Raw genomic sequence first — 18,868 nt, forward strand, 5'->3', positions numbered from 1 at the left:
TTCTTGCGCCGTCAGCGAAAGCTCTCCGGACGCAGGCCATATTTGGCCAGCTTGTCGTAAAAGGTCTTGCGCGGCAGGTGCAACGCTTCGGCGGCCACGCTCGCCTGCCCCTTGGCGTGTTGCAACGCGTCGGTCAGGATGGATTTTTCGACCTGCGCCAGACGCTCGACCAACCCCCCCTGATCCTGCGTGCGATCCGTGTTTTCGACCCCCAGCACAAACCGCATTGCTTCGCTCATCAACGCCCGCGCATTGCCCGGCCAGGGGCGCGCCATAAGCCCGTCCACGACTTCCGACGTCACCACAGGCGCGTCCAGCCCGGCCTGTTCGGCAGATTGCGCCACGTAGTGCCGAAAGAGCACCGGGATATCGCCGGGCCGTTCGGCAATCGACGGAATGCGCACCTGCATCACGCTCAACCTGTAAAACAGGTCCGTGTTGAACGACCCCTGCTCCGCCACGTCCTGCAGCGCGGTGGTCGACCCTGCAATCAACCGCGTGTGATCCTGATCAACCAGATCCAGCAGCGCCATCTGGCTGTCCGTGGGCAATTGCCCGATATCATCCAGAAACAGCGTGCCATCCCGGCAAGAGGCCCAAAGCTCGGCCAACACGTCCCGCGACATCTGTGCAGAGGCGCGTTTCACAAACGGGCCATTCGTCCGCGACGAGCTGAGATGAATAACCTCGGCCACCTTTGAAATCCCTGTGCCCGGCTCACCGGTGACAAGCACATCGGTGCCTGATTTGGCCGCAACCCGCACCTTTGCGCGCAGGTCTTCGGCCTGGGGCGACGTTCCAAACAGCATACGCGCCGCCGGATCACCAGTCTCTAACTGCGCCTTCAAACGGCGGTTCTCAAGCACAAGGCTGCGTGTTTTCAACGCTTTGGCGATCACATCGGTCAAATCGCCCGGCGCGCAGGGCTTTTCCAGAAACGCAAACGCGCCGCGCCCCATCGCATCGACCGCCATCGGAATGTCGCCTTCACCGGTCAACAGGATCACCGGCAAGTCTTCATCCTGCGCCCGCGTGTAGTCCAGCAAATGAAACCCGTCACGCCCCGGCATACGCATGTCCGACACGATCACCCCGTCAAAGCGCGCCGTGATGTGGTCTTTCGCCTCGACAAACGATCCGGCAGTGATTGCGTCATAGTCGGCCAGTTCCAGCGTTTGCCCCAACGCTTCGCGCACAGCCGGATCATCATCGACCAACAGCACACGTCCTATCATGCCGCGTCCTTCTCCATCCACCGCTCCAGAACAACCGTGAACACAGCGCCGCCATCGGGCGCATTCGATCCATTGATCGTTCCGCCAAAGCTTTGCACCAATCCGTAACTGATCGAAAGCCCAAGCCCCATGCCATCAGCGGACCCAACCGTTTTCGTGCTGTAAAACGGATCAAAGATCTTTTCGGGCTCTGTAATGCCAGGCCCGGTATCTTTCACGATAACAGACAATTGCATATCATTCTTCAACGCGAGTCTCAGCTCTCGCACCGGGCTGTCCTGCATCGCGTCCGCCGCATTCGAAATCAGGTTGACGAAAACCTGCGTCAACCGCACCTCGCCACCGCGCACCCAGACCGGCGCATCCGGCGGCTCCCAGTAGAGCGTCACATCCATCGCCTGCACGCGCGTCTCGGTCAGTTCCACGGCGCTTTGGATCACGGCAACCAGATCAACACGCGTGACCGGTTCACTTTCCTGACGCGCAAAGGCCCGCAAGTTCTTGATGATCCGCCCCATCCGCCGCGCCATATCCGAAATCCGCGACAGGTTCTGGCTCACGCGGTCAGTCTCTCCGCGCGCCATGAAGGCTGTGGCGTTGTCGGCAAATGACCGGATCGCCATCAAGGGTTGGTTCAACTCGTGGCTGATCCCCGCAGACATCTGCCCCAACGCTGACAGCTTGCCCGCCTGCACCAGTTCCGCCTGCGCCCGCTTCAAGGCCGCCTCTGCATCCTGACGTTCCTGCACCTCGCGCCGCAGATCGGCGTTCACCGCTTCAAGATCCTGCGTCCGTTCGGCTACCCGGTCTTCCAACGCAAGATTAGCCACGGTCAAGGCACGCCGCCGTTCCGTCGCCAGAAACAAAAGCGCGCCGAAAAACAGGCACACCGCCGCCACCGCCGCCGCCTGCAACTGCGCCAGACGCAACGCCGGGGACACGTTGATCATCGTATAGCCGGTCATATTGATCACCGGCAGGTCCGCACTCAGCAACATCGCGCGCTGCGGAATGTATGGCGACCAGGATTGGTCCAGTATGTCGTACCCCGCAAAACTCCGCACAACCGTGGACCGGCGCGTTCCATCCGGGAACGCCAATTCCGGTCCGTCCTGCAACTGTGCCGACAACAGTTCCGACCGGTTCGTCACAAACACCCGTTCGTCGCGATCGGTGAAAAACACCGTCGGCTGCGTGCCGCGCCAGTCTTCCTCCAGATCGTCAATATCGGCGACCGCCACCAGAACCCCGCGCACGCGCCCGTCCGGGCCAAACGCCGGTGCCGCAAAACTGTAGGTGCGCTGCGCAAACCCGGCGGTTGATCCCTGCTCTGCGCCCAAGGCCCCGTTCACGGCCCGCTGAAAATACCGCCCTGTCGCAAGCGCTTCCGGCACCACACCGTTCGAGGTCGCCAGTACCGTCCCATCGGTATCGGCATAAAATACGGTCAGCGTGCTGGTTTTGTCTGCCGCTTCCAGCAACACCGCAGATGCGTCTTCGGGCGATCCGCCCTCGTGCAGGCTGGCCAGAACCGGATGATCTGCCGTCAGAACCGCAAATTCCCGGTAGCGCTGCAACTGCGCCATGAGCCGGTCAGACGCAAGCGCCAGATCGGCCTGCCCGCGCGCCTCCAAAGGCTCTAACGCCTGAACAAACCCCTGCCGCCACACACCGGCCGCCAACGCCCCGACCAGCGCCAGAAACGCGATCACAAAGGCAAAGCGGGTCCAGGGGTTCGACGTCATAGCGTGATTAAAGCCGTGATCTCTTGTCATTGCCAGCGCTGCGCGTCAGTTTGCGCAGGATGCGACACTTCAGCCAATCTCCCACGGATCCTGCCTTTGTGCAAAACCCCTACCCGTTCTACGATCGGATGCGCGCGGACGGCGATCTGGCATGGTGGGACGACTACAAGATGCCCTGCGCCGTATCTCATGCCGCCGTACACGGCATTCTGCGCGACCGCCGGTTTGGCCGCGAAGTCCCGCCGGAACTGGCGCCGGATATCCCCGACCATCTTGCACCGTTTTATGCGGTCGAAGCGCATTCCATGCTCGAACTGGAACCGCCCCGGCACACGCGCCTGCGCGGGCTTGTCCTGCGCGCCTTTACCTCGCGCCGGATCAAGGCGCTCTCCCCCGAAATCACGCGCCTTGTGCACGACACCATCGACACGTTTCCGCAAGACAAGCCCTTCGACCTGCTGACGACCTTCTGCCAGCCGATCCCGGTGATCGTGATTGCCCGGCTGCTGGGTGTGCCCGACGATATGGCCCCGCAGCTGCTCAAATGGTCCAACGCCATGGTCGCCATGTACCAGGCCAGCCGCACCCGCGACACTGAACTTCAGGCCGCGCAAGCCGCCCAGGATTTCACCGCGTTTCTGACCTCCTACATCGACAACCGCCGCGCCGACCCGCGCGACGATCTGATCACGCACCTGATTGCCGCCGAAGAAGACGGCGAAAAGCTGTCCACCGATGAACTGATCACCACCTGCATCCTGCTGCTGAACGCCGGTCACGAAGCCACGGTGCACACGCTGGGCAATGGCGTCAAAACCCTGATCGAAACGCAGACCCGCCAGATCGACGACAAAACGGTCGAGGAAATCCTGCGCTTCGACCCACCTCTGCACATGTTCACGCGCTATGCGTATGAAACGGTCACCCTGTTCGGCCACACCTTCACGCGCGGAGACCAGGTCGCGCTTCTGCTGGCCGCCGCCAACCGCGACCCGGCCAAATGGGACGACCCCAACAGCTTTGTCCCAACCCGCGCCATCACCCAGAACACCAGCTTCGGGGGCGGCATGCATTTCTGCGTCGGCGCGCCGCTGGCCCGGCTTGAGCTTCAGATCGCCCTGCCCATCCTGTTCGACCGCTGCCCGACCCTGCGGCTCGCGCACGCGCCAAGCTACGCGAACACCTACCATTTTCATGGCCTGACGTCTCTGATGGTGTCGACGGGCTAGGCGCGTCGCCCCTGCATCTTCTTTTCAGAAATATGCACAGGCCCACCGCTACAATGGCAGGGCTGTGGTCGATTTGATCTCTTCCATCGACAACAGCGCCGTCACGTTATGCACCCGCACCTCAGCGATCAGCGCCTGGTAAAACGCATCATAGGCCCGCGCGTTTTTCACGCGGACCTTCAGGATATAGTCAATATCCCCCGCCAGCCGGTGCGCCTCTTGGACCTCGGGCCGATCCTGCAACGCCTTGAGAAACGCGCGCTGCCACTCTGCCTCATGCTCACTGGTGCGGATCAGCACAAAGAAACACGCCTCAAACCCAAGCGCATCCGCGTCCAGCCGCACCGTCTGCGCGCCGACAATCCCGGCCTCGCGCATTTTGCGGATGCGATTCCAAACCGGCGTCTTCGACGACCCCACTTTGCGGGCAATATCGTCCAGCGACTGCGCGGCATCGGTCTGCAGCTCAACAAGAATTTTCCGGTCTGTTTCGTCGATCTTCACTGATGTTCCGCCTTTTGCCGTTTTTCGGGATCAAACATCCCAAGACCTGCGTGTGATAGAACAAATTTCCTTATTTCCGCAAGGGACTGGCGGAATACCAGAACAAAATTCTATTTTAGAGGCAAGAAACGCGACCCAAAGGACACCCGATGCAGACGCCCCTTCAACAGCCATCCCTTCATCCGGTTGCATTTGTCGGCTCTGGCCCCGGTGATCCCGACCTTTTGACACTCAAGGCCCTGCGCGCGCTTCAAACCGCAGACGTGGTGATCCATGACCGTTTGGTCAGCGCAGAGATCCTGTCATTGGTCGGCCCGCAGACCCGTTTGCGCAACGCCGGGAAAGAAGGGTTCGGTCCCTCGGTCACGCAAGACATGATCAACACGATGATCATCGAAGAGGCGCGGCAAGGCGCGCGCGTTGTGCGTCTCAAATCCGGGGACCCCACCGTCTTTGGCCGTCTGGACGAAGAGCTTGACGCGCTGACGGATGCGGGTCTCGATTTCACCATCGTGCCCGGCCTGACCTCGGCCTCTGCGGCCGTGGCGGCACTGGGCCAATCGCTCACCAAACGCGGGCGCAACACGGCGGTGCGGTTTGTCACCGGTCACGACATGCAGGGCTATGCAGACCACGACTGGCGCGATCTGGCCGCAGCGGGCGAAGTGGCCGCGATCTACATGGGCAAGAAAGCCGCGCGCTTCATTCAGGGCCGACTGCTGATGCACGGCGCACAGCCCGGAACACCGGTTACAATCGTCGAAAACGCGTCACGCCCGGACCAGCGCATCGTCGAAGCCACGCTGGCAACCCTGCCCCAGCGCCTTGCCGGGGCCGACATCACGGGCCCTGCGCTTTTGATGTACGGCCTTGCGCCACGTTCTGCCGAAGCCGCCCTACCCGCCGCACAGGAGATGATCTGATGCCTGCGAAATTTACCCCGAAAGTTGTGACCGCGAACGCGCTTCTTGAAGGCGATGTTGTCTACCTGACCGCTAGGGATGAATGGTCACGCCGCCTGAGCGATGCCAAAGTCCTGACCGACGAAGCCGATGCGCAAATCCGCCTGATCGACGCCAGCGCGCGCGCGTCCGAAGTGGTCGGGGTCTACTTGGCCGATGTCGCCACCACCGATGCAGGCCCCAAGCCCACGCATTTCCGCGAGGATTTCCGCACGCGCGGCCCGTCCAACTATGCCCATGGCAAACAAGTGGAGGCGCTCTGATGTACCGCTACACCGATTTCGACACGGCCTTCGTCGCCGAACGCAACGCCCAATTCCGCGCGCAGGTCGAACGCCGCATCGACGGCAGCCTGACCGAGGACGAATTCAAGCCGCTGCGCCTGATGAACGGCCTCTATCTGCAACTGCACGCCTACATGCTGCGCGTCGCGGTTCCCTATGGCACGCTCAATAGTGCCCAGATGCGTCAGCTGGCGATGATCGCGGACCGCTGGGACAAGGGTTATGGCCACTTCACCACGCGCCAGAACATCCAGTTCAACTGGCCCAAACTGCGCGACGTGCCGGATATGCTTGATGCGCTGGCCGAGGTGCAGATGCACGCGATCCAGACCTCCGGCAACACGATCCGCAACGTGACGGCAGACCATTTCGCGGGCGCCGCAGCGGATGAAATTGCCGACCCACGCCCCGTGGCCGAGTTGATCCGGCAGTGGTCCACCGACCACCCCGAATTCCAATTCCTGCCGCGCAAGTTCAAGGTGGCCGTGACAGGCTCCCCCAATGACCGCGCGGTGACCAAGGCGCATGACATCGGACTGCGCATGGTGCGCAACGATGCGGGCGACGCTGGTTTCGAAGTCATCGTTGGCGGCGGCCTTGGCCGAACGCCGATGATTGGAAAGATTATCAATAGCTTCCTGCCCGAAGCTGATCTACTGCCTTATCTTGAAGCCATCGTCAGCGTCTGGAACCTGCTGGGCCGTCGCGACAACAAATATAAGAGCCGGATCAAGATCACGGTGCATGAACATGGGCTGGACGACATCCGCGCGCGGGTGGAAGAACGCTTTGCCCTTCTCAAATCGGCCTTCACCGGGATCGACCAGCAGCTTTACGCAGGCATCAAGGCCGACTTCGCACCACCCGCATTCTCTACCCGTGACACTGGCCCGTTCGATCTGTCCTACGCCAACGATCCCGTCTTCCGCGCCTGGGTCGACAGCAACGTCAACGCACATCGCGCCCCCGGCTATGCCATCGCGCAGATCAGCCTCAAGGCGCATGGCGCGACACCGGGCGATGCCACGTCGGACCAGATGCGCCTCATGGCGGACCTTGCCGCGCAATACGGCCATGACGAACTGCGCGTCAGCCACGAACAGAACATCGTCCTGCCGCATGTGCACAAGGCCGACCTGCCCGCCGTGCATGCCGCCCTGAAGACGCTGGGCCTCGCCACCGCCAATATCGGCAAGATCAGCGACATCATCGCCTGCCCCGGCATGGATTACTGCGCGCTGGCGACCGCCCGGTCGATCCCGGTGGCACAGGAAATCGCCACGCGGTATAATGAGTTGAAACTCGAAAACGACATTGGCGATCTCAAGATCAAGATCTCGGGCTGCATCAACGCCTGCGGGCACCACCATGTCGGCCATATCGGCATCCTTGGTCTCGACCGTGCAGGCGTGGAGAACTACCAGATCACGCTGGGTGGCGACCACACAGAGACCGCACAAGTGGGCCAGCGCACCGGGCCGGGCTTTGCCTATGACGAGATTGTCCCGGCGGTGGAACGGATCGTGGACACCTATCTGTCGGAACGCACCGACGCCGACGAAACCTTCATCGACACCTTCCGCCGTGTCGGCATGACCCCGTTCAAGACCGCGCTTTATGGCGAAGCCGAAAAACGCGCCAAGGCCGCGTGATGCTACAGCTTACGTCCAAAACCACGGCCACCGCGCCATCGCTGACCAAGCAGGAAGAGGCCCGCGGCCGCGTGGCGGCGCTCAATGCGCAGTTCCGCCATTTCGGCACGTCCTACTTTCTTGAGGCGGTGCTGACGCGCGGTATCTTTGATCGCATCGCGATGGTGTCCAGTTTTGGCGCGGACTCTGCCGTTTTGCTGCACCTGATCGCCCAGATCGACCGATCCGTTCCGGTGCTTTTCATCGACACGGCGCTCTTGTTTCCCGAAACGCTCCGCTACCAGCAAGAGCTTTCGGCGCATTTGGGCTTGAGCAATGTGCAGACGATCCGCGCCGCCCCCCGTACGGTTCAAGCGTACGATCCGTACGGCGCGCTGCGGTTTTCAGACCCCGACGCCTGCTGCACCTTGCGCAAGACCACCGTGCTGAACGCCGCGCTGGTCGGCTATGACGCCTGGATCACAGGCCGCAAACGGCATCAGGCCAAAACGCGCGAAGGGCTGCATTACTTCGACCTCGACGACGGCACAGCCCGCATCAAGATCAATCCGCTGATCGACTGGAAGCCGTCGCGCATCGCGGCGCATCTCGACACGCACGACTTGCCGCGCCATCCGCTGGTCGCCCAAGGATACCCGTCCATCGGCTGCGCGCCCTGCACATCGCCTGTCACCGCAGATGAAGACAGCCGCGCAGGCCGTTGGCGCGGCATGGAAAAAATCGAATGCGGATTGCACACAACACCCGTCACGAAAGGCGCACCGACATGACCCAACTGATCAATGACACAGGCTTTCTGACCGAAGACCCGGCGCAGTGGATCCCATCGGATCACATCATCGACCTCACATCGGACACTGATCCGGCCAAACTGTCCGACCTCTTGCACGGCATGGAACTGGTCCGCGTTGATTTCCCAAGTTTTGCCGATGGTCGCGGCTTTACCCTGGCCCGGTTGATCCGCCAGCACGGCTTTCAGGGCCATTTGCGCGCCAGGGGGCATGTGATCGCCGATCAATACGCCATGGCCCGCCGGTCGGGTTTTGACGATGTGGAAATCGACGATGTCCTTGCCGCGCGCCAACCCGAGGCCCAATGGCTGGCCCGCGCCAATTGGCAGGACCACGATTACCAATCCCGCCTGCGCGGCCTTGCGGCCTGACGCAGGTACACCGCAATCACCGCTGCGACACCGGGCCACTGACCGTTTCAAAGGCCCGGCTTTCGCATGATTCAAATCAAAGATAGATGTAAGGGACCGGTTTACACCAACCGGCAACGCAACATGACAGAGTTAAGCCCCGTGACCCAAGCGACCGCCACCAAAGCGCCCTCCGCACGCAAACTTGCCGTCCCGGACGCGCAAACCGTGACATCGGTCACACATTGGACCGACCGTTTGTTCAGCTTCCGTGTGACACGCCCGGCCTCTTTGCGGTTCCGGTCCGGTGAATTTGTCATGATTGGCCTGATGCAAACGGATGAAAAGACGGGCCGCGAAAAGCCGCTCCTGCGCGCCTATTCCATCGCGTCGCCAAGCTGGGACGAGGAACTGGAGTTCTATTCGATCAAGGTCCAGGACGGCCCGCTCACGTCGCGCCTGCAACATATCCAGCCGGGGGACGAGATCATCCTGCGCCCCAAACCCGTGGGCACGCTGGTGCATGACGCGCTGCTGCCCGGCAAACGGCTCTGGCTGTTTGCAACCGGCACCGGGATTGCGCCCTTCGCATCGCTCCTGCGCGACCCGCAAACCTACGAGGATTACGAGGAGGTCATCCTGACCCACACCTGCCGCGAAGTGGGGGAACTGCAATACGGCAAAGACCTGATCGACAACATCCGCACCGACGAATTGCTTGCGGAGCTGATGGGCGACGGCTTCCACGACAAGTTGCGCTACTATCCAACAACCACCCGCGAAGACAGCCCCAAGATGGGCCGCATCACCGATCTGATGCGCAGCGGAGAATGCTTCAAGGACCTCGGCGTGCCAGAGCTTTGCCCGGAAACAGACCGCGCCATGGTCTGCGGCAACCTCGCGTTCAACCTTGAAATCAAGGACATGCTCGAAGGGTATGGCCTCAATGAAGGTGCCAACTCAGACCCGCAGCAATACGTGGTGGAAAAAGCGTTCCTGGATTAAATAACCGTTATTTCAACAAAAAAAGGCCGCGCAGAATGATCTGCGCGGCCTTTGTTGTTTTATGTGACGGGTTATTCCAACCCAAGCTGACCGCGAAGCGTTTCAAGCACACCTTGCAGCACGTCCGGATTGTCGCGCGCTTGCTCCAGTGCTGCCTTGGTTGTGGTTTTCACAAGTGTCGACAGCTCTGAATTGTCGACATACTCGATGACCTTGTCGAAATCGAAACCGTCCACTGTCAGCAAATCGGTGATGTTGGCCGCTGCATCGGAGGCCGCATCACCGGTCGCCTCGGCTGCCTCGGTTGCCGTATCAGCCGCCTCGGCCGCCTTGTCTTCGGCGGCTTCGGTTGCTGTCTCTGCGGCTTCGGTCGCCGTGTCGGCTGCCTCAGTCGCGGTGTCCTCGATCGCGTCAGTAGCTTCCGTCGCAGTTTCTTCTGCCGCTTCGGTGACGTCAGATGCAGTGTCCTCGACGACGGTTGCGGCATCGCTCGCGGTCTCTTCCACCGCCTGAGCCGTGTCAGACGCGGCGTCTTCTGCCGCCTCGACCGCGTTTTCGCCCGCAGCGCTGGCCTCGTCCGCCGCGCCAGTGACGGTATCCACGGCATCGTTGACCGCATCCACCGCGGACTCGGCCGCTTCGTTCACCGCGTTTACCGCGTCTTCCACGGCTGTTTCGGCCTCTTCCGCCAGCGTGTTCGCGGCTTCGGTGGCGTTTTCGACCGCTGTATCAGCAGCTTCTGCGGCCTCGTTGACCGCGTCTTCGACCGCTTCGGTCACGCCTTCCACGGTTTCGGTGACGGCGTCTTCCGCCGTTTCTACGGCCGTTTCCGCCTCTTCCACAGCGTCTTCGACTGGCGCGTCAGCCGCCTCAGTCGCCTCTTCAATCGGCTCTGCCGTGGGTGCGACCACCGGTTCTGCCACCTCTGGTGTCGAATTTTGCGTAAACAGCCACACACCGATACCAATGGCGGCGACAACTGCCAGAATGATCAGGTTTTTCATTGGATCAAAGACCCCCTTGTTTTTCTTTTTCCCGCCCGTCCCGTACAGAGCGGGCGTCTATGCTGCATGTGCGAACTATTCTTCCGCGCATCAAGGGGGAAACCGCCACGTATCGGCCCCTTTCCGCCGAAAAGCTGCTTGAAGTGGGACGGTATGACGTCTACTTTACACCCCTGATTTGAATTGCATTAAAGGAGCAATCCCATAGCCCGCAGACCACATAACGCGCCTCCACAGCGCGACACCGGCCCCCGCGTCAACGACCGTATCCGGTCAGCCGAAATCCGCCTTATTGGTGCAGACGGTGAAAATGTCGGCGTCGTGACGCCTGAACGCGGCATGCAGCTTGCCGAAGAGGCCGGTCTTGATCTTGTTGAGATCTCGCCAAATGCCAATCCGCCGGTCGTGAAGATCATGGATTTTGGCAAGTTCAAATACGAACAGCAGAAACGTGAATCCGAAGCGCGCAAAAAGCAGAAGATCATTGAGGTCAAAGAGGTCAAGTTCAGACCGGGCACTGACACCCATGACTACGAAGTGAAAATGCGCAACGTTTTCAAGTTCCTGGAAAACGGCGACAAGGTGAAAGTGACCCTGCGGTTCCGGGGACGCGAGATGGCGCACCAAAATCTTGGTCGCGAGCTTCTGGAGCGGATCGCCGAGGATACCAAGGACCATGGCAAGGTCGAAAACATGCCGAAAATGGAAGGCCGCCAGATGGTCATGATGATCGGCCCGCTTCCCAAATAGGCATATGCCCTATTTGATTTCGACAAACGGCCCCGGTGTGGGCCGTTTTTTGTTGGCTGGACGCAAGCGATACCGTATCCGGGCAACGCGCGGCCTTTGGCCGGCATCGAGTTTGGTAGCTCCCACTGCGGAAACCCGCATGTTCTCTCACGAGAACCGAGAAGGATTTCTCAGTCAAAGCCGGATGCGGCTTTGAAACCATTCCTATGATCAGGACAGTCACATGACCACACATGACACCTTTCCCCCATCCCGGGCGGATCTTACCGCACTGCAAGCTATCGTTGATCACACCGGGCTTTTCCCGTCGGAATATCTGCCTGAGATGATGGAACCGTTCTGGAACAATGCCGACGGCCATCTTTGGATCGCCGCGCGGTCCGGTGATCGGCTTGCTGGTTTTGCCTTTGCCACACCCGAAGATCACGCAGACCGGACCTGGAACATGCGCGCGTTGGCGGTGCATCCAGATCACCAAAGATCCGGCGTCGCACGGTGCATCGTACAGGATCTTGAAACTGCCCTTCGGAAATCAGACCAGCGCTTGCTGATTGTGGACACGTCCGGAACTGACGCATTCACAATCGCCCGCGCGTTCTATGCGGCCTGCGGATATCAAGAAGAGGCCCGCATACGGGATTTCTGGGCCAAGGGCGACGACAAGATCACGTTTCGCAAAGCGCTCTGACATGGCCCGCCGCGCGGATCACCCTTCGCGCGGCGTTGGGCGGGACGGTGGTTCTTTCAATAGACCACCGACGCCCATGCGCATCACGTCATCAGACGTGACGGGAACAGAGCACAAGATCCGCTCCAACACCCAGTCCGCGCCGTTGATTGCGGGGGATCGGGCGCATCCGGGCAGGCCGATGACAGGCACCGTCCCCAGTTGCCCCCAAAAAAGAAGGTTGCCCGGATCGACCGGCATGCCGAAATGCGCCACCTGCCCGCCCGCCGCGCGCAGCGCTTCGGGCGCGACATCGTACAGGTCCGACGTGGCAGACCCGGTCAGCACACACAGAATATCGTAAGACCCACGAGCGGCGATCAACGCGTCTTTCAGCGCGGCAATGCGGTGCGGCACGATCGTCTGCGGGCCAAGCGCCACCCCCATGCGGTCAAAACGCATCGCCATGATCCGCTGGGCCTTGGTCCCGTCATCCCGGTCGCCCACGCTGGTTTGAATCAACAGCGCGCGCCTGTGTGTCACGGGTCTGAGTGCAAGGCCCTGCGCGCCTGCGCTACAGGCCTGTGCCAGCGCGTCACTGGGCGCGGCATAGGCGATGATCTTGACGGTCGCGACCATCCCGCGCGCGGCCATGCGGTGCCATTGCGGCACCGTCGCCACGGTGATCATTGGATGCACGGCATTCACCGCGTTGATCTTGTCGGCGTCCACCTCTGCGACACCGTTTTGCGTGGCATAGATGTTGACGCGCCCGGTGCTCGCGGACGCAACCCGCAACCCCACCGCATCCGGGTCTGGCACCAGCGCCTCTGCCAGTTGCGCCGCCGCAGCGTCTTCGTGCACGTCCCCGGCCTCTAGCTGTGCAACCGTCACATCAACGATCCCATTGGCCCGCAACGTCTCAAGCGCGGCGCGGTCCAGCGTCACGCCCTTGCGCAAACGCCCCTTGGGCAAGGCAACCGAATGCGCCAGGATGGCACCTTCTGCCGCGTCAACGGGAACGGGGCCGAATTTCATACGCCCTTCCGCAAGACATGTGTCATTTCCGACAGGATGGAGACGGCAATCTCTGCCGGACCTGCCGCACCAATATCCAAGCCGATTGGACCGTGGATCCGAGTAATCTCGGTCTCGGAAAACCCCGACGCTTGCAACCGTTCGACCCGTTTGGCGTGCGTCCGCTTGGACCCCAGCGCGCCGATATAGAAACACTCTGCCCGCAAAGCCTGTTCGAGCGCCGGGTCATCCAGTTTGGGATCATGGGTCAGCAGAACAAGCGCGGTCCGGGCATCCAGCCCAAGCTTTGCGATCGCCTCGTCCGGCCAATCGTGCAGAATGGTCTCCCCGGGAAAGCGACTGTCAGAGCCGAACGTCTCGCGCGGATCAATCAGCGTTGGATCATAGCCCGCGATCCGGGCCATCGGGATCAAGGCCTGGGCAATATGAACCGCCCCCACGACGATCAGGCGCAGCGGTGGATTGTGAATGGCCACGAACGTCCGGCTGTCATTGACAAACCCGGACCGATCCATCCGAAAGGCGATGTCATGTCCCTGCTCGGTCAAGGCGCGCGAGCCGGTGACCAAATCGGCCACATAGGCCACCCGCCGTCGCGCCCGGCGATGCGCCACCAGGTCCGCCAGCAAGGGCTCGGGCAGGACGGACCCAACCGGTTCCACCAGAACGCGGATCGTGCCGCCACAGGCCAGCCCAACGGCAAAGGCGTCGTCATCGCTGACACCAAATTCCAGTTCGCGCGCGCCGCCGTCTTCCAGGGCGTCCATCGCCTCGACGATCACCGCCCCCTCGACACAGCCGCCCGATACGGAGCCCACGATTTCGCCGCTGCCTGAAATCGCCAGTTGCGATCCGACACGGCGCGGCGCGCTGCCCCAGGTTTCGATCACCGTCGCCAGCACGGCCCCTTTGCCAGCGCGGTGCCAGTCGAGGGCCGTCTCCGGGCAGGTGTCAAAGCGCTCCATTTGGGTGATCTCCTCACAACGTTGCCGCAAGCCTATCACGCCGGGTGGCGAAGTCGCCCCCTGCGTTGGTTGTATGTCCGAGGTCTTGCGCCTAACCGCGCCGTTCGCGCGTGACGTCGTATCGGTAGAGCCAGTCAAACCGTCCCAGCATCCGCCCCGGCGCATAGGTGCTGAGCAAGCCAAGCGCCGTATGGGCGGCAAACCGGACAGGCCCCGGCGACAGGTGATAATTGCGCGCATTGCGGCTGGCCGCATTGATCACACGCCGCACCCGGCCCTTGCGTCGGATCTGATACGCCTCAAGCGCAGCATCCACCGTCACCGCATGCGCCAGCGAATCCGCCAGCACCCACGCATCCTCCAGCGCCATATTGGCCCCCTGCGCCAGAAACGGCAGCGTCGGGTGCGCCGCATCCCCCAAAAGCGCAACGCCCGGTGCAAACCATCGGTCGGCGACAGGATGTCGGAACAGACCCCAGACGCCCGGTGCCTTCGCCTGCGACAGGATCTGGTGCACCTCGGCGTCAAACCCTGCAAAAGCCGCGCGCAGGGTGTTTGGATCATCCGTCTGCGACCAGCCTTCGGCAGTCCAGTCGCGCCGTTCTTCCACAGCCACCACGTTCAGGGATGCGCCGTCGCGCAACGGATACGTCACCATATGTCGCCCCGGTCCCATGTGAACCCGCGCGTGTGGCGGATGACCGGTGGTGTTCGGCACGATGGCGCGCCACGCAACCTGGCCGGTGAAAAACGGGGCTTTCGTGCGCGTGACATGAGGCCGGACCACCGAATGCAATCCGTCTGCCCCGATCACCACATCCGCATCGCGGTGATCCCCATTGGCCATGTCGATCCGTGGACGGTCTCCGGGATGAACGCCGGTTGCCTTTTGCAGCAAGCGAATGCCAATGCCGCGCGCGCGGGCGGTTTTGGACAACAGGTCAATCAGATCGGCACGATGTACAAAGAGGTAGGATTGGTTTTCGCCCAGTCGGGTCAGATCCAGTCGCGCGACCTCGGCCCCGGTTTCACCATTGCGCAGCGACACCGCCTGCCCGCGCACCGATTGTGCCGCCAGCGCATCACGTAACCCCAAGGCGTCGATGACACGCAAGCCGTTGGGCGAAATCTGAAGTCCGGCCCCGACCTCGGTGATCTCTTCGGCCTGTTCCAGCACCGTCACGTCGGCCCCGTGCTGCCCCAAGGCCAGGGCACAGGCCAACCCGCCAATGCCACCGCCGATAATCGTCACGTTCAGTGAACTCAGATCCAAGATGCCACCCCCGAATGAAAAAGCGCGCCAGAGCTTTCGCCCCGACGCGCTTGGGAAATCATCACCACCCGCATGTCAGTCGTCGCGGTGCACTTTCTCGCGGCGCTCGTGCTTTTCCTGCGCCTCAAGGCTCAGGGTTGTGGTCGGACGGGCCACAAGACGCTTGAGCGAAATCGGCTCGCCAGTTGCCTGACAATACCCGAATTCGCCTTCGTCAATCCGGCGCAACGCGGCGTCAATCTTGGCCACCAGCTTGCGCTGGCGATCCCGGATCCGCAACTCAAGCGCGCGGTCGGTTTCCTCGGACGCGCGATCTGCCACATCCGGAATATTGCGTGTGCCATCCTGCAAACCGGCAATCGTGGATTTACTGTCGCTCAAAAGCTCGCTGCGTTGCTCAAGCAGTTCACGACGAAACCACTCTACCTGGCGGTCGTTCATGAATGGCTCATCCTCTGCGGGTTTATAGTCTTCGGGCAGGAAAGTTTCTGCTTTCATCTTGGTCCCCTTGTTGAAGCCAGCATCTGCCATGGAATTTCCTTTAGATATCTGGCACCCCTACGCGCACGACTTAACGGAAGGCCCCGGGGTTGTCACTAGAGAATAGCAGCACAAATCAGTGAAAACCTTGAGCCAGAACAAACCCAGGTGAGACCAGAAAAGATGCGATTCGAAGGAACCAAAAACTACGTTGCCACGGACGATCTCACCATTGCGGTCAATGCGGCGGTGACGCTGGAACGTCCGCTTCTGGTGAAAGGCGAACCCGGCACCGGCAAGACCGAACTGGCCCGCCAGATTGCCGAAGGCCTGGGTCTGCGGATGATCGTGTGGAACATCAAATCCACCACCAAAGCCCAGCAGGGCCTGTATGAATACGATGCCGTCAGCCGCCTGCGCGACAGTCAACTGGGCGACGAACGTGTCAACGATGTGTCCAACTATATCCGCAAGGGCAAGCTCTGGCAGGCCTTCGAGGCGGATGAAAAAGTTGTCCTGCTGATTGATGAGGTCGACAAGGCGGATATCGAGTTCCCGAACGACCTGCTGCAAGAGCTCGATAAGATGGCGTTCCACGTCTACGAAACCGGCGAAACGGTGACGGCACGGCACCGGCCGATTGTGATCATCACGTCAAACAACGAAAAGGAACTGCCGGACGCCTTCCTGCGGCGGTGTTTCTTTCACTATATCCGGTTCCCCGACCCCGACACGCTGCGCCAGATCGTCGAGGTGCATCACCCCGGTATCAAGGAAGCCCTTCTGACCACCGCCCTGACCCAGTTCTACGACCTGCGCGAACAGCCGGGGCTGAAGAAAAAGCCGTCGACCTCTGAAGTGCTGGATTGGCTGAAGCTGCTTCTGGCCGAAGACATGACGCCCGAGGACCTCAAGCGCGATGGCGCAAATGCGTTGCCCAAGCTGCATGGCGCGCTTTTGAAGAACGAACAGGACGTGCATATGTTCGAACGGCTGGCCTTCATGGCACGCCGTGAACGGCGCTAGGGGGCCGATGCGTGAACGCATCGGACCGTTTGCGTCGACGCAAACGCCTTCGGATCACAGCGGTCCGGTTTGAAACAACTGTACCTTCAACCCGCCATGCGGAATCGGGGCGCTGACACTGCGGAACTTCAAACCGGTTGCCCGGGCCAGGCCTTTGTCAGAGGTGACAATTCCGACGCGCCAGCCTTTGAACCGTTCGGCCATCACGGTGCCAAAGGTTCCATACAGCGCGAACAGCAATTTACGATTTCCGATCCGCGCTCCGTATGGCGGGTTGGTCAACACAAGTCCCGGAGGGCCGTCCGGCGGCTGCAAATCGGCAACGGCCTGATGCGCAAAACGGGTGATCGCCGACACCCCTGCCCGGTCCGCATTGGCCACCGCATTTGCAATCGCCCCCGCATCACGATCGAAGCCGTAACACCGCGTCTGCGTGCTCTGCGACGGCGGCACCTGATCCCGGACATCGGTCCAGCGCGCCGCATCAAAACTCGCAAGATGTTCGAACCCAAAGTCGCGCGCCCGACCGGGGGCCAGCCCCAACGCGCGTTCCGCGGCCTCGATGACAAATGTTCCGGAACCGCACATGGGGTCTACCAAGGGCTGCGTGCCGTCATACCCACAGGCCCGCAAGAACAAGGCGGCCAACGTTTCGCGCATCGGGGCTTTGCCAACCGCTTGCTTGTGGCCGCGCCGGTGCAACGGCGCACCGGATGTGTCCAGACTGATCTCGCACAAATCGTCTTCCAGACGGACCCGCACCACCAGCATGGCTTTTTCGGTAGGCGACCGGCCCAACGCATCCTCGATTGCGGTCTGCACCCGCTGCGCGGCGGCACCCGCATGATAAATCCGAGATTTCTTGCACGTGGCCTCGACCCGGTAAGGCACATCGGGGCGCAGAAGCTTGGTCCATGCCACCTTGCGCGACCGCTTGTCCAGCTGTGCCAGATGCATCGCCCGGAATCGCGCCACGCGTGCCAGCACCCGTCCCGGCCCGCGCAACACCAGATTGGCACGCCACACCTCGGCCCAATCGCCCGCAAGCGTCACGCCACCGGGCACAACCTGCGGGTTGCGAAACCCCTGCTCTTGCGCTTCGTCGCGCAGGAGCGGCTCTAGGCCGGGCGTGCCGGACAAAAAAATCTCGATCGGGTCAGATGCTGTCATGCCAACCCTTTACCGCGAATTGAAACAAGACGCGAACAGATCGCAATGCTGGGCGGACATGCTGTTGCCGCAACCGCGCCCCGTTCCCGACTGTTGCCCCTTTGCACACCTTAAACGTCTGAAACTTAACACTTTTACCGCAGATCGCCCATCGATTCGAAAAAATGATTCGCTCTGATTCGTTCGCACTAGGTTAACGCCGCGCTTTCGCCGTAAGTTGTCCTTACAGAGGACAAAAAAACCGCGGAGCATAAAGCATCCGCATCAAGCAGGCAGGCTTCATACGTGTCCCAAACCGACCTTAACGTGCGCTTTTTGCGCGCGACCGATTACGACTCGTGGTCCGCGTTGTGGCGCGGGTATCTGACATTCTATGAATCGTCAGTGCCCGATGCCGTTTACGAAAGCACCTTTGCCCGGCTGCTTGGGGATGATCCTCAGGACTTCACCGGCCTCGTGGCTGAAAAGGATGGCAGGCTCGTTGGGCTCACGCATTACCTGTTCCATCGCCATTGCTGGAAAATCGAAAACGTCTGTTACCTGCAAGACCTGTACGCGGCCGAAGACGCCCGCGGTCTGGGGGTTGGCCGTGCGCTGATCGAAGCCGTCTATGCCAACGCAGACGCGGCCGGCGCGCCGTCGGTTTACTGGCTGACACAGGATTTCAACGCCACCGCCCGCACACTATACGATCGCATCGCTGTCCTGACGCCTTTTATCAAGTACCAGCGGGGCTGA

20 protein-coding genes are annotated in these 18,868 nt (G+C 61.3%); 11 read left to right on the plus strand and 9 right to left on the minus strand.

Annotated features, from left to right (window positions below; translation table 11 throughout):
- Positions 1 to 11: 11 nt before the first annotated feature.
- Both MWU54_RS01655 and MWU54_RS01660 read right to left on the minus strand, forming a co-directional pair.
- The gene (locus MWU54_RS01655; RefSeq protein ID WP_247080333.1) at positions 12 to 1,235 is read right to left on the minus strand and encodes a sigma-54 dependent transcriptional regulator; all 1,224 of its coding nucleotides are present in this window, start codon (positions 1,233 to 1,235) and stop codon (positions 12 to 14) included.
- Positions 1,232 to 2,980 (minus strand): ATP-binding protein, encoded by a 1,749-nt coding sequence (locus MWU54_RS01660; protein ID WP_247080334.1) that lies wholly within the window; start codon positions 2,978 to 2,980, stop codon positions 1,232 to 1,234. The genes MWU54_RS01655 and MWU54_RS01660 overlap by 4 nt, the downstream gene beginning before the upstream one ends.
- Positions 2,981 to 3,039: 59 nt before the next feature.
- On the opposite strand from MWU54_RS01660, the gene MWU54_RS01665 reads away from it, so the two are divergent.
- Positions 3,040 to 4,209, plus strand: coding sequence for a cytochrome P450 (locus MWU54_RS01665; protein ID WP_247080335.1), 1,170 nt, complete (start codon positions 3,040 to 3,042; stop codon positions 4,207 to 4,209).
- Between the two features lie 48 nt (positions 4,210 to 4,257).
- Here MWU54_RS01665 and MWU54_RS01670 read toward each other — a convergent pair whose 3' ends face one another.
- Complete coding sequence (locus MWU54_RS01670) at positions 4,258 to 4,713, minus strand: Lrp/AsnC family transcriptional regulator (RefSeq protein WP_247080337.1); 456 nt, start codon at positions 4,711 to 4,713, stop codon at positions 4,258 to 4,260.
- A 149-nt stretch (positions 4,714 to 4,862) separates the two neighbouring features.
- Between MWU54_RS01670 and cobA the strand changes: the two genes are divergently transcribed.
- The 6 genes from cobA (at position 4,863) to MWU54_RS01700 (ending at position 9,757) form a co-directional block, all read left to right on the plus strand.
- Positions 4,863 to 5,636: a uroporphyrinogen-III C-methyltransferase gene (gene cobA / locus MWU54_RS01675; protein ID WP_247080339.1), complete on the plus strand. Its 774-nt coding sequence runs from the start codon at positions 4,863 to 4,865 to the stop codon at positions 5,634 to 5,636.
- On the plus strand, positions 5,636 to 5,938 hold the full coding sequence (locus MWU54_RS01680) for a DUF2849 domain-containing protein (RefSeq protein WP_247080340.1): 303 nt from the start codon (positions 5,636 to 5,638) through the stop codon (positions 5,936 to 5,938). The genes cobA and MWU54_RS01680 overlap by 1 nt, the downstream gene beginning before the upstream one ends.
- A complete protein-coding gene (locus MWU54_RS01685; RefSeq protein ID WP_247080341.1) occupies positions 5,938 to 7,611 on the plus strand; it encodes a nitrite/sulfite reductase in 1,674 nt (557 codons plus the stop codon). The genes MWU54_RS01680 and MWU54_RS01685 overlap by 1 nt, the downstream gene beginning before the upstream one ends.
- Positions 7,611 to 8,381, plus strand: coding sequence for a phosphoadenylyl-sulfate reductase (locus MWU54_RS01690; protein ID WP_247080342.1), 771 nt, complete (start codon positions 7,611 to 7,613; stop codon positions 8,379 to 8,381). Before MWU54_RS01685 ends, MWU54_RS01690 begins: the two co-directional genes overlap by 1 nt.
- Positions 8,378 to 8,773, plus strand: coding sequence for a DUF934 domain-containing protein (locus tag MWU54_RS01695; protein WP_247080343.1), 396 nt, complete (start codon positions 8,378 to 8,380; stop codon positions 8,771 to 8,773). Before MWU54_RS01690 ends, MWU54_RS01695 begins: the two co-directional genes overlap by 4 nt.
- 123 nt (positions 8,774 to 8,896) lie before the next feature.
- Positions 8,897 to 9,757 carry a ferredoxin--NADP reductase gene (locus tag MWU54_RS01700; RefSeq protein ID WP_247080344.1) on the plus strand — a complete coding sequence of 287 codons (861 nt, stop codon included), beginning with the start codon at positions 8,897 to 8,899 and terminating at the stop codon, positions 9,755 to 9,757.
- 71 nt (positions 9,758 to 9,828) lie between these two features.
- On the opposite strand, the gene MWU54_RS01705 is transcribed toward MWU54_RS01700, so the two are convergent.
- Positions 9,829 to 10,761: a translation initiation factor 3 gene (locus MWU54_RS01705; protein ID WP_247080345.1), complete on the minus strand. Its 933-nt coding sequence runs from the start codon at positions 10,759 to 10,761 to the stop codon at positions 9,829 to 9,831.
- A gap of 204 nt (positions 10,762 to 10,965) precedes the next feature.
- On the opposite strand from MWU54_RS01705, the gene infC reads away from it, so the two are divergent.
- Together infC and MWU54_RS01715 are read left to right on the plus strand one after the other, a co-directional pair.
- Positions 10,966 to 11,511: a translation initiation factor IF-3 gene (gene infC / locus MWU54_RS01710; RefSeq protein WP_348647600.1), complete on the plus strand. Its 546-nt coding sequence runs from the start codon at positions 10,966 to 10,968 to the stop codon at positions 11,509 to 11,511.
- Positions 11,512 to 11,734: 223 nt separating this feature from the next.
- Positions 11,735 to 12,199 carry a GNAT family N-acetyltransferase gene (locus MWU54_RS01715; protein WP_247080346.1) on the plus strand — a complete coding sequence of 155 codons (465 nt, stop codon included), beginning with the start codon at positions 11,735 to 11,737 and terminating at the stop codon, positions 12,197 to 12,199.
- Positions 12,200 to 12,217: 18 nt separating this feature from the next.
- Here MWU54_RS01715 and MWU54_RS01720 read toward each other — a convergent pair whose 3' ends face one another.
- The 4 genes from MWU54_RS01720 to dksA form a co-directional block, all read right to left on the minus strand.
- On the minus strand, positions 12,218 to 13,216 hold the full coding sequence (locus MWU54_RS01720) for a molybdopterin-binding protein (protein ID WP_247080347.1): 999 nt from the start codon (positions 13,214 to 13,216) through the stop codon (positions 12,218 to 12,220).
- Positions 13,213 to 14,181 carry an XdhC family protein gene (locus MWU54_RS01725; protein ID WP_247080348.1) on the minus strand — a complete coding sequence of 323 codons (969 nt, stop codon included), beginning with the start codon at positions 14,179 to 14,181 and terminating at the stop codon, positions 13,213 to 13,215. The genes MWU54_RS01720 and MWU54_RS01725 overlap by 4 nt, the downstream gene beginning before the upstream one ends.
- Positions 14,182 to 14,272: 91 nt before the next feature.
- Positions 14,273 to 15,454 carry an FAD-dependent monooxygenase gene (locus MWU54_RS01730; RefSeq protein WP_247080350.1) on the minus strand — a complete coding sequence of 394 codons (1,182 nt, stop codon included), beginning with the start codon at positions 15,452 to 15,454 and terminating at the stop codon, positions 14,273 to 14,275.
- Positions 15,455 to 15,529: 75 nt separating this feature from the next.
- Positions 15,530 to 15,952: an RNA polymerase-binding protein DksA gene (dksA, locus tag MWU54_RS01735; protein ID WP_247080351.1), complete on the minus strand. Its 423-nt coding sequence runs from the start codon at positions 15,950 to 15,952 to the stop codon at positions 15,530 to 15,532.
- A 165-nt stretch (positions 15,953 to 16,117) separates the two neighbouring features.
- Here dksA and MWU54_RS01740 point away from each other — a divergent pair, with 165 nt between their 5' ends.
- Complete coding sequence (locus tag MWU54_RS01740; protein WP_247080352.1) at positions 16,118 to 16,960, plus strand: MoxR family ATPase; 843 nt, start codon at positions 16,118 to 16,120, stop codon at positions 16,958 to 16,960.
- A gap of 54 nt (positions 16,961 to 17,014) precedes the next feature.
- On the opposite strand, the gene MWU54_RS01745 is transcribed toward MWU54_RS01740, so the two are convergent.
- The gene (locus tag MWU54_RS01745; protein WP_247080353.1) at positions 17,015 to 18,130 is read right to left on the minus strand and encodes a class I SAM-dependent RNA methyltransferase; all 1,116 of its coding nucleotides are present in this window, start codon (positions 18,128 to 18,130) and stop codon (positions 17,015 to 17,017) included.
- 285 nt (positions 18,131 to 18,415) lie between these two features.
- Between MWU54_RS01745 and MWU54_RS01750 the strand changes: the two genes are divergently transcribed.
- Positions 18,416 to 18,868 carry a GNAT family N-acetyltransferase gene (locus MWU54_RS01750; protein ID WP_247080354.1) on the plus strand — a complete coding sequence of 151 codons (453 nt, stop codon included), beginning with the start codon at positions 18,416 to 18,418 and terminating at the stop codon, positions 18,866 to 18,868.

This window comes from Marivita sp. S6314 (genome assembly GCF_023015985.1).
Classification (GTDB): domain Bacteria; phylum Pseudomonadota; class Alphaproteobacteria; order Rhodobacterales; family Rhodobacteraceae; genus Marivita.

What these genes read in the sequence shown, in the direction of transcription:
- MWU54_RS01655 (WP_247080333.1), bottom strand. Translation starts at nt 1,235, where the DNA reads ATGATAGGACGTGTGCTGTTGGTCGATGATGATCCGGCTGTGCGCGAA.
- MWU54_RS01660 (WP_247080334.1), bottom strand. Translation starts at nt 2,980, where the DNA reads ATGACGTCGAACCCCTGGACCCGCTTTGCCTTTGTGATCGCGTTTCTG.
- MWU54_RS01665 (WP_247080335.1), top strand. Translation starts at nt 3,040, where the DNA reads ATGCGACACTTCAGCCAATCTCCCACGGATCCTGCCTTTGTGCAAAAC.
- cobA (WP_247080339.1), top strand. Translation starts at nt 4,863, where the DNA reads ATGCAGACGCCCCTTCAACAGCCATCCCTTCATCCGGTTGCATTTGTC.
- MWU54_RS01680 (WP_247080340.1), top strand. Translation starts at nt 5,636, where the DNA reads ATGCCTGCGAAATTTACCCCGAAAGTTGTGACCGCGAACGCGCTTCTT.
- MWU54_RS01685 (WP_247080341.1), top strand. Translation starts at nt 5,938, where the DNA reads ATGTACCGCTACACCGATTTCGACACGGCCTTCGTCGCCGAACGCAAC.
- MWU54_RS01690 (WP_247080342.1), top strand. Translation starts at nt 7,611, where the DNA reads ATGCTACAGCTTACGTCCAAAACCACGGCCACCGCGCCATCGCTGACC.
- MWU54_RS01695 (WP_247080343.1), top strand. Translation starts at nt 8,378, where the DNA reads ATGACCCAACTGATCAATGACACAGGCTTTCTGACCGAAGACCCGGCG.
- MWU54_RS01700 (WP_247080344.1), top strand. Translation starts at nt 8,897, where the DNA reads ATGACAGAGTTAAGCCCCGTGACCCAAGCGACCGCCACCAAAGCGCCC.
- MWU54_RS01705 (WP_247080345.1), bottom strand. Translation starts at nt 10,761, where the DNA reads ATGAAAAACCTGATCATTCTGGCAGTTGTCGCCGCCATTGGTATCGGT.
- MWU54_RS01715 (WP_247080346.1), top strand. Translation starts at nt 11,735, where the DNA reads ATGACCACACATGACACCTTTCCCCCATCCCGGGCGGATCTTACCGCA.
- MWU54_RS01720 (WP_247080347.1), bottom strand. Translation starts at nt 13,216, where the DNA reads ATGAAATTCGGCCCCGTTCCCGTTGACGCGGCAGAAGGTGCCATCCTG.
- MWU54_RS01725 (WP_247080348.1), bottom strand. Translation starts at nt 14,181, where the DNA reads ATGGAGCGCTTTGACACCTGCCCGGAGACGGCCCTCGACTGGCACCGC.
- dksA (WP_247080351.1), bottom strand. Translation starts at nt 15,952, where the DNA reads ATGAAAGCAGAAACTTTCCTGCCCGAAGACTATAAACCCGCAGAGGAT.
- MWU54_RS01740 (WP_247080352.1), top strand. Translation starts at nt 16,118, where the DNA reads ATGCGATTCGAAGGAACCAAAAACTACGTTGCCACGGACGATCTCACC.
- MWU54_RS01745 (WP_247080353.1), bottom strand. Translation starts at nt 18,130, where the DNA reads ATGACAGCATCTGACCCGATCGAGATTTTTTTGTCCGGCACGCCCGGC.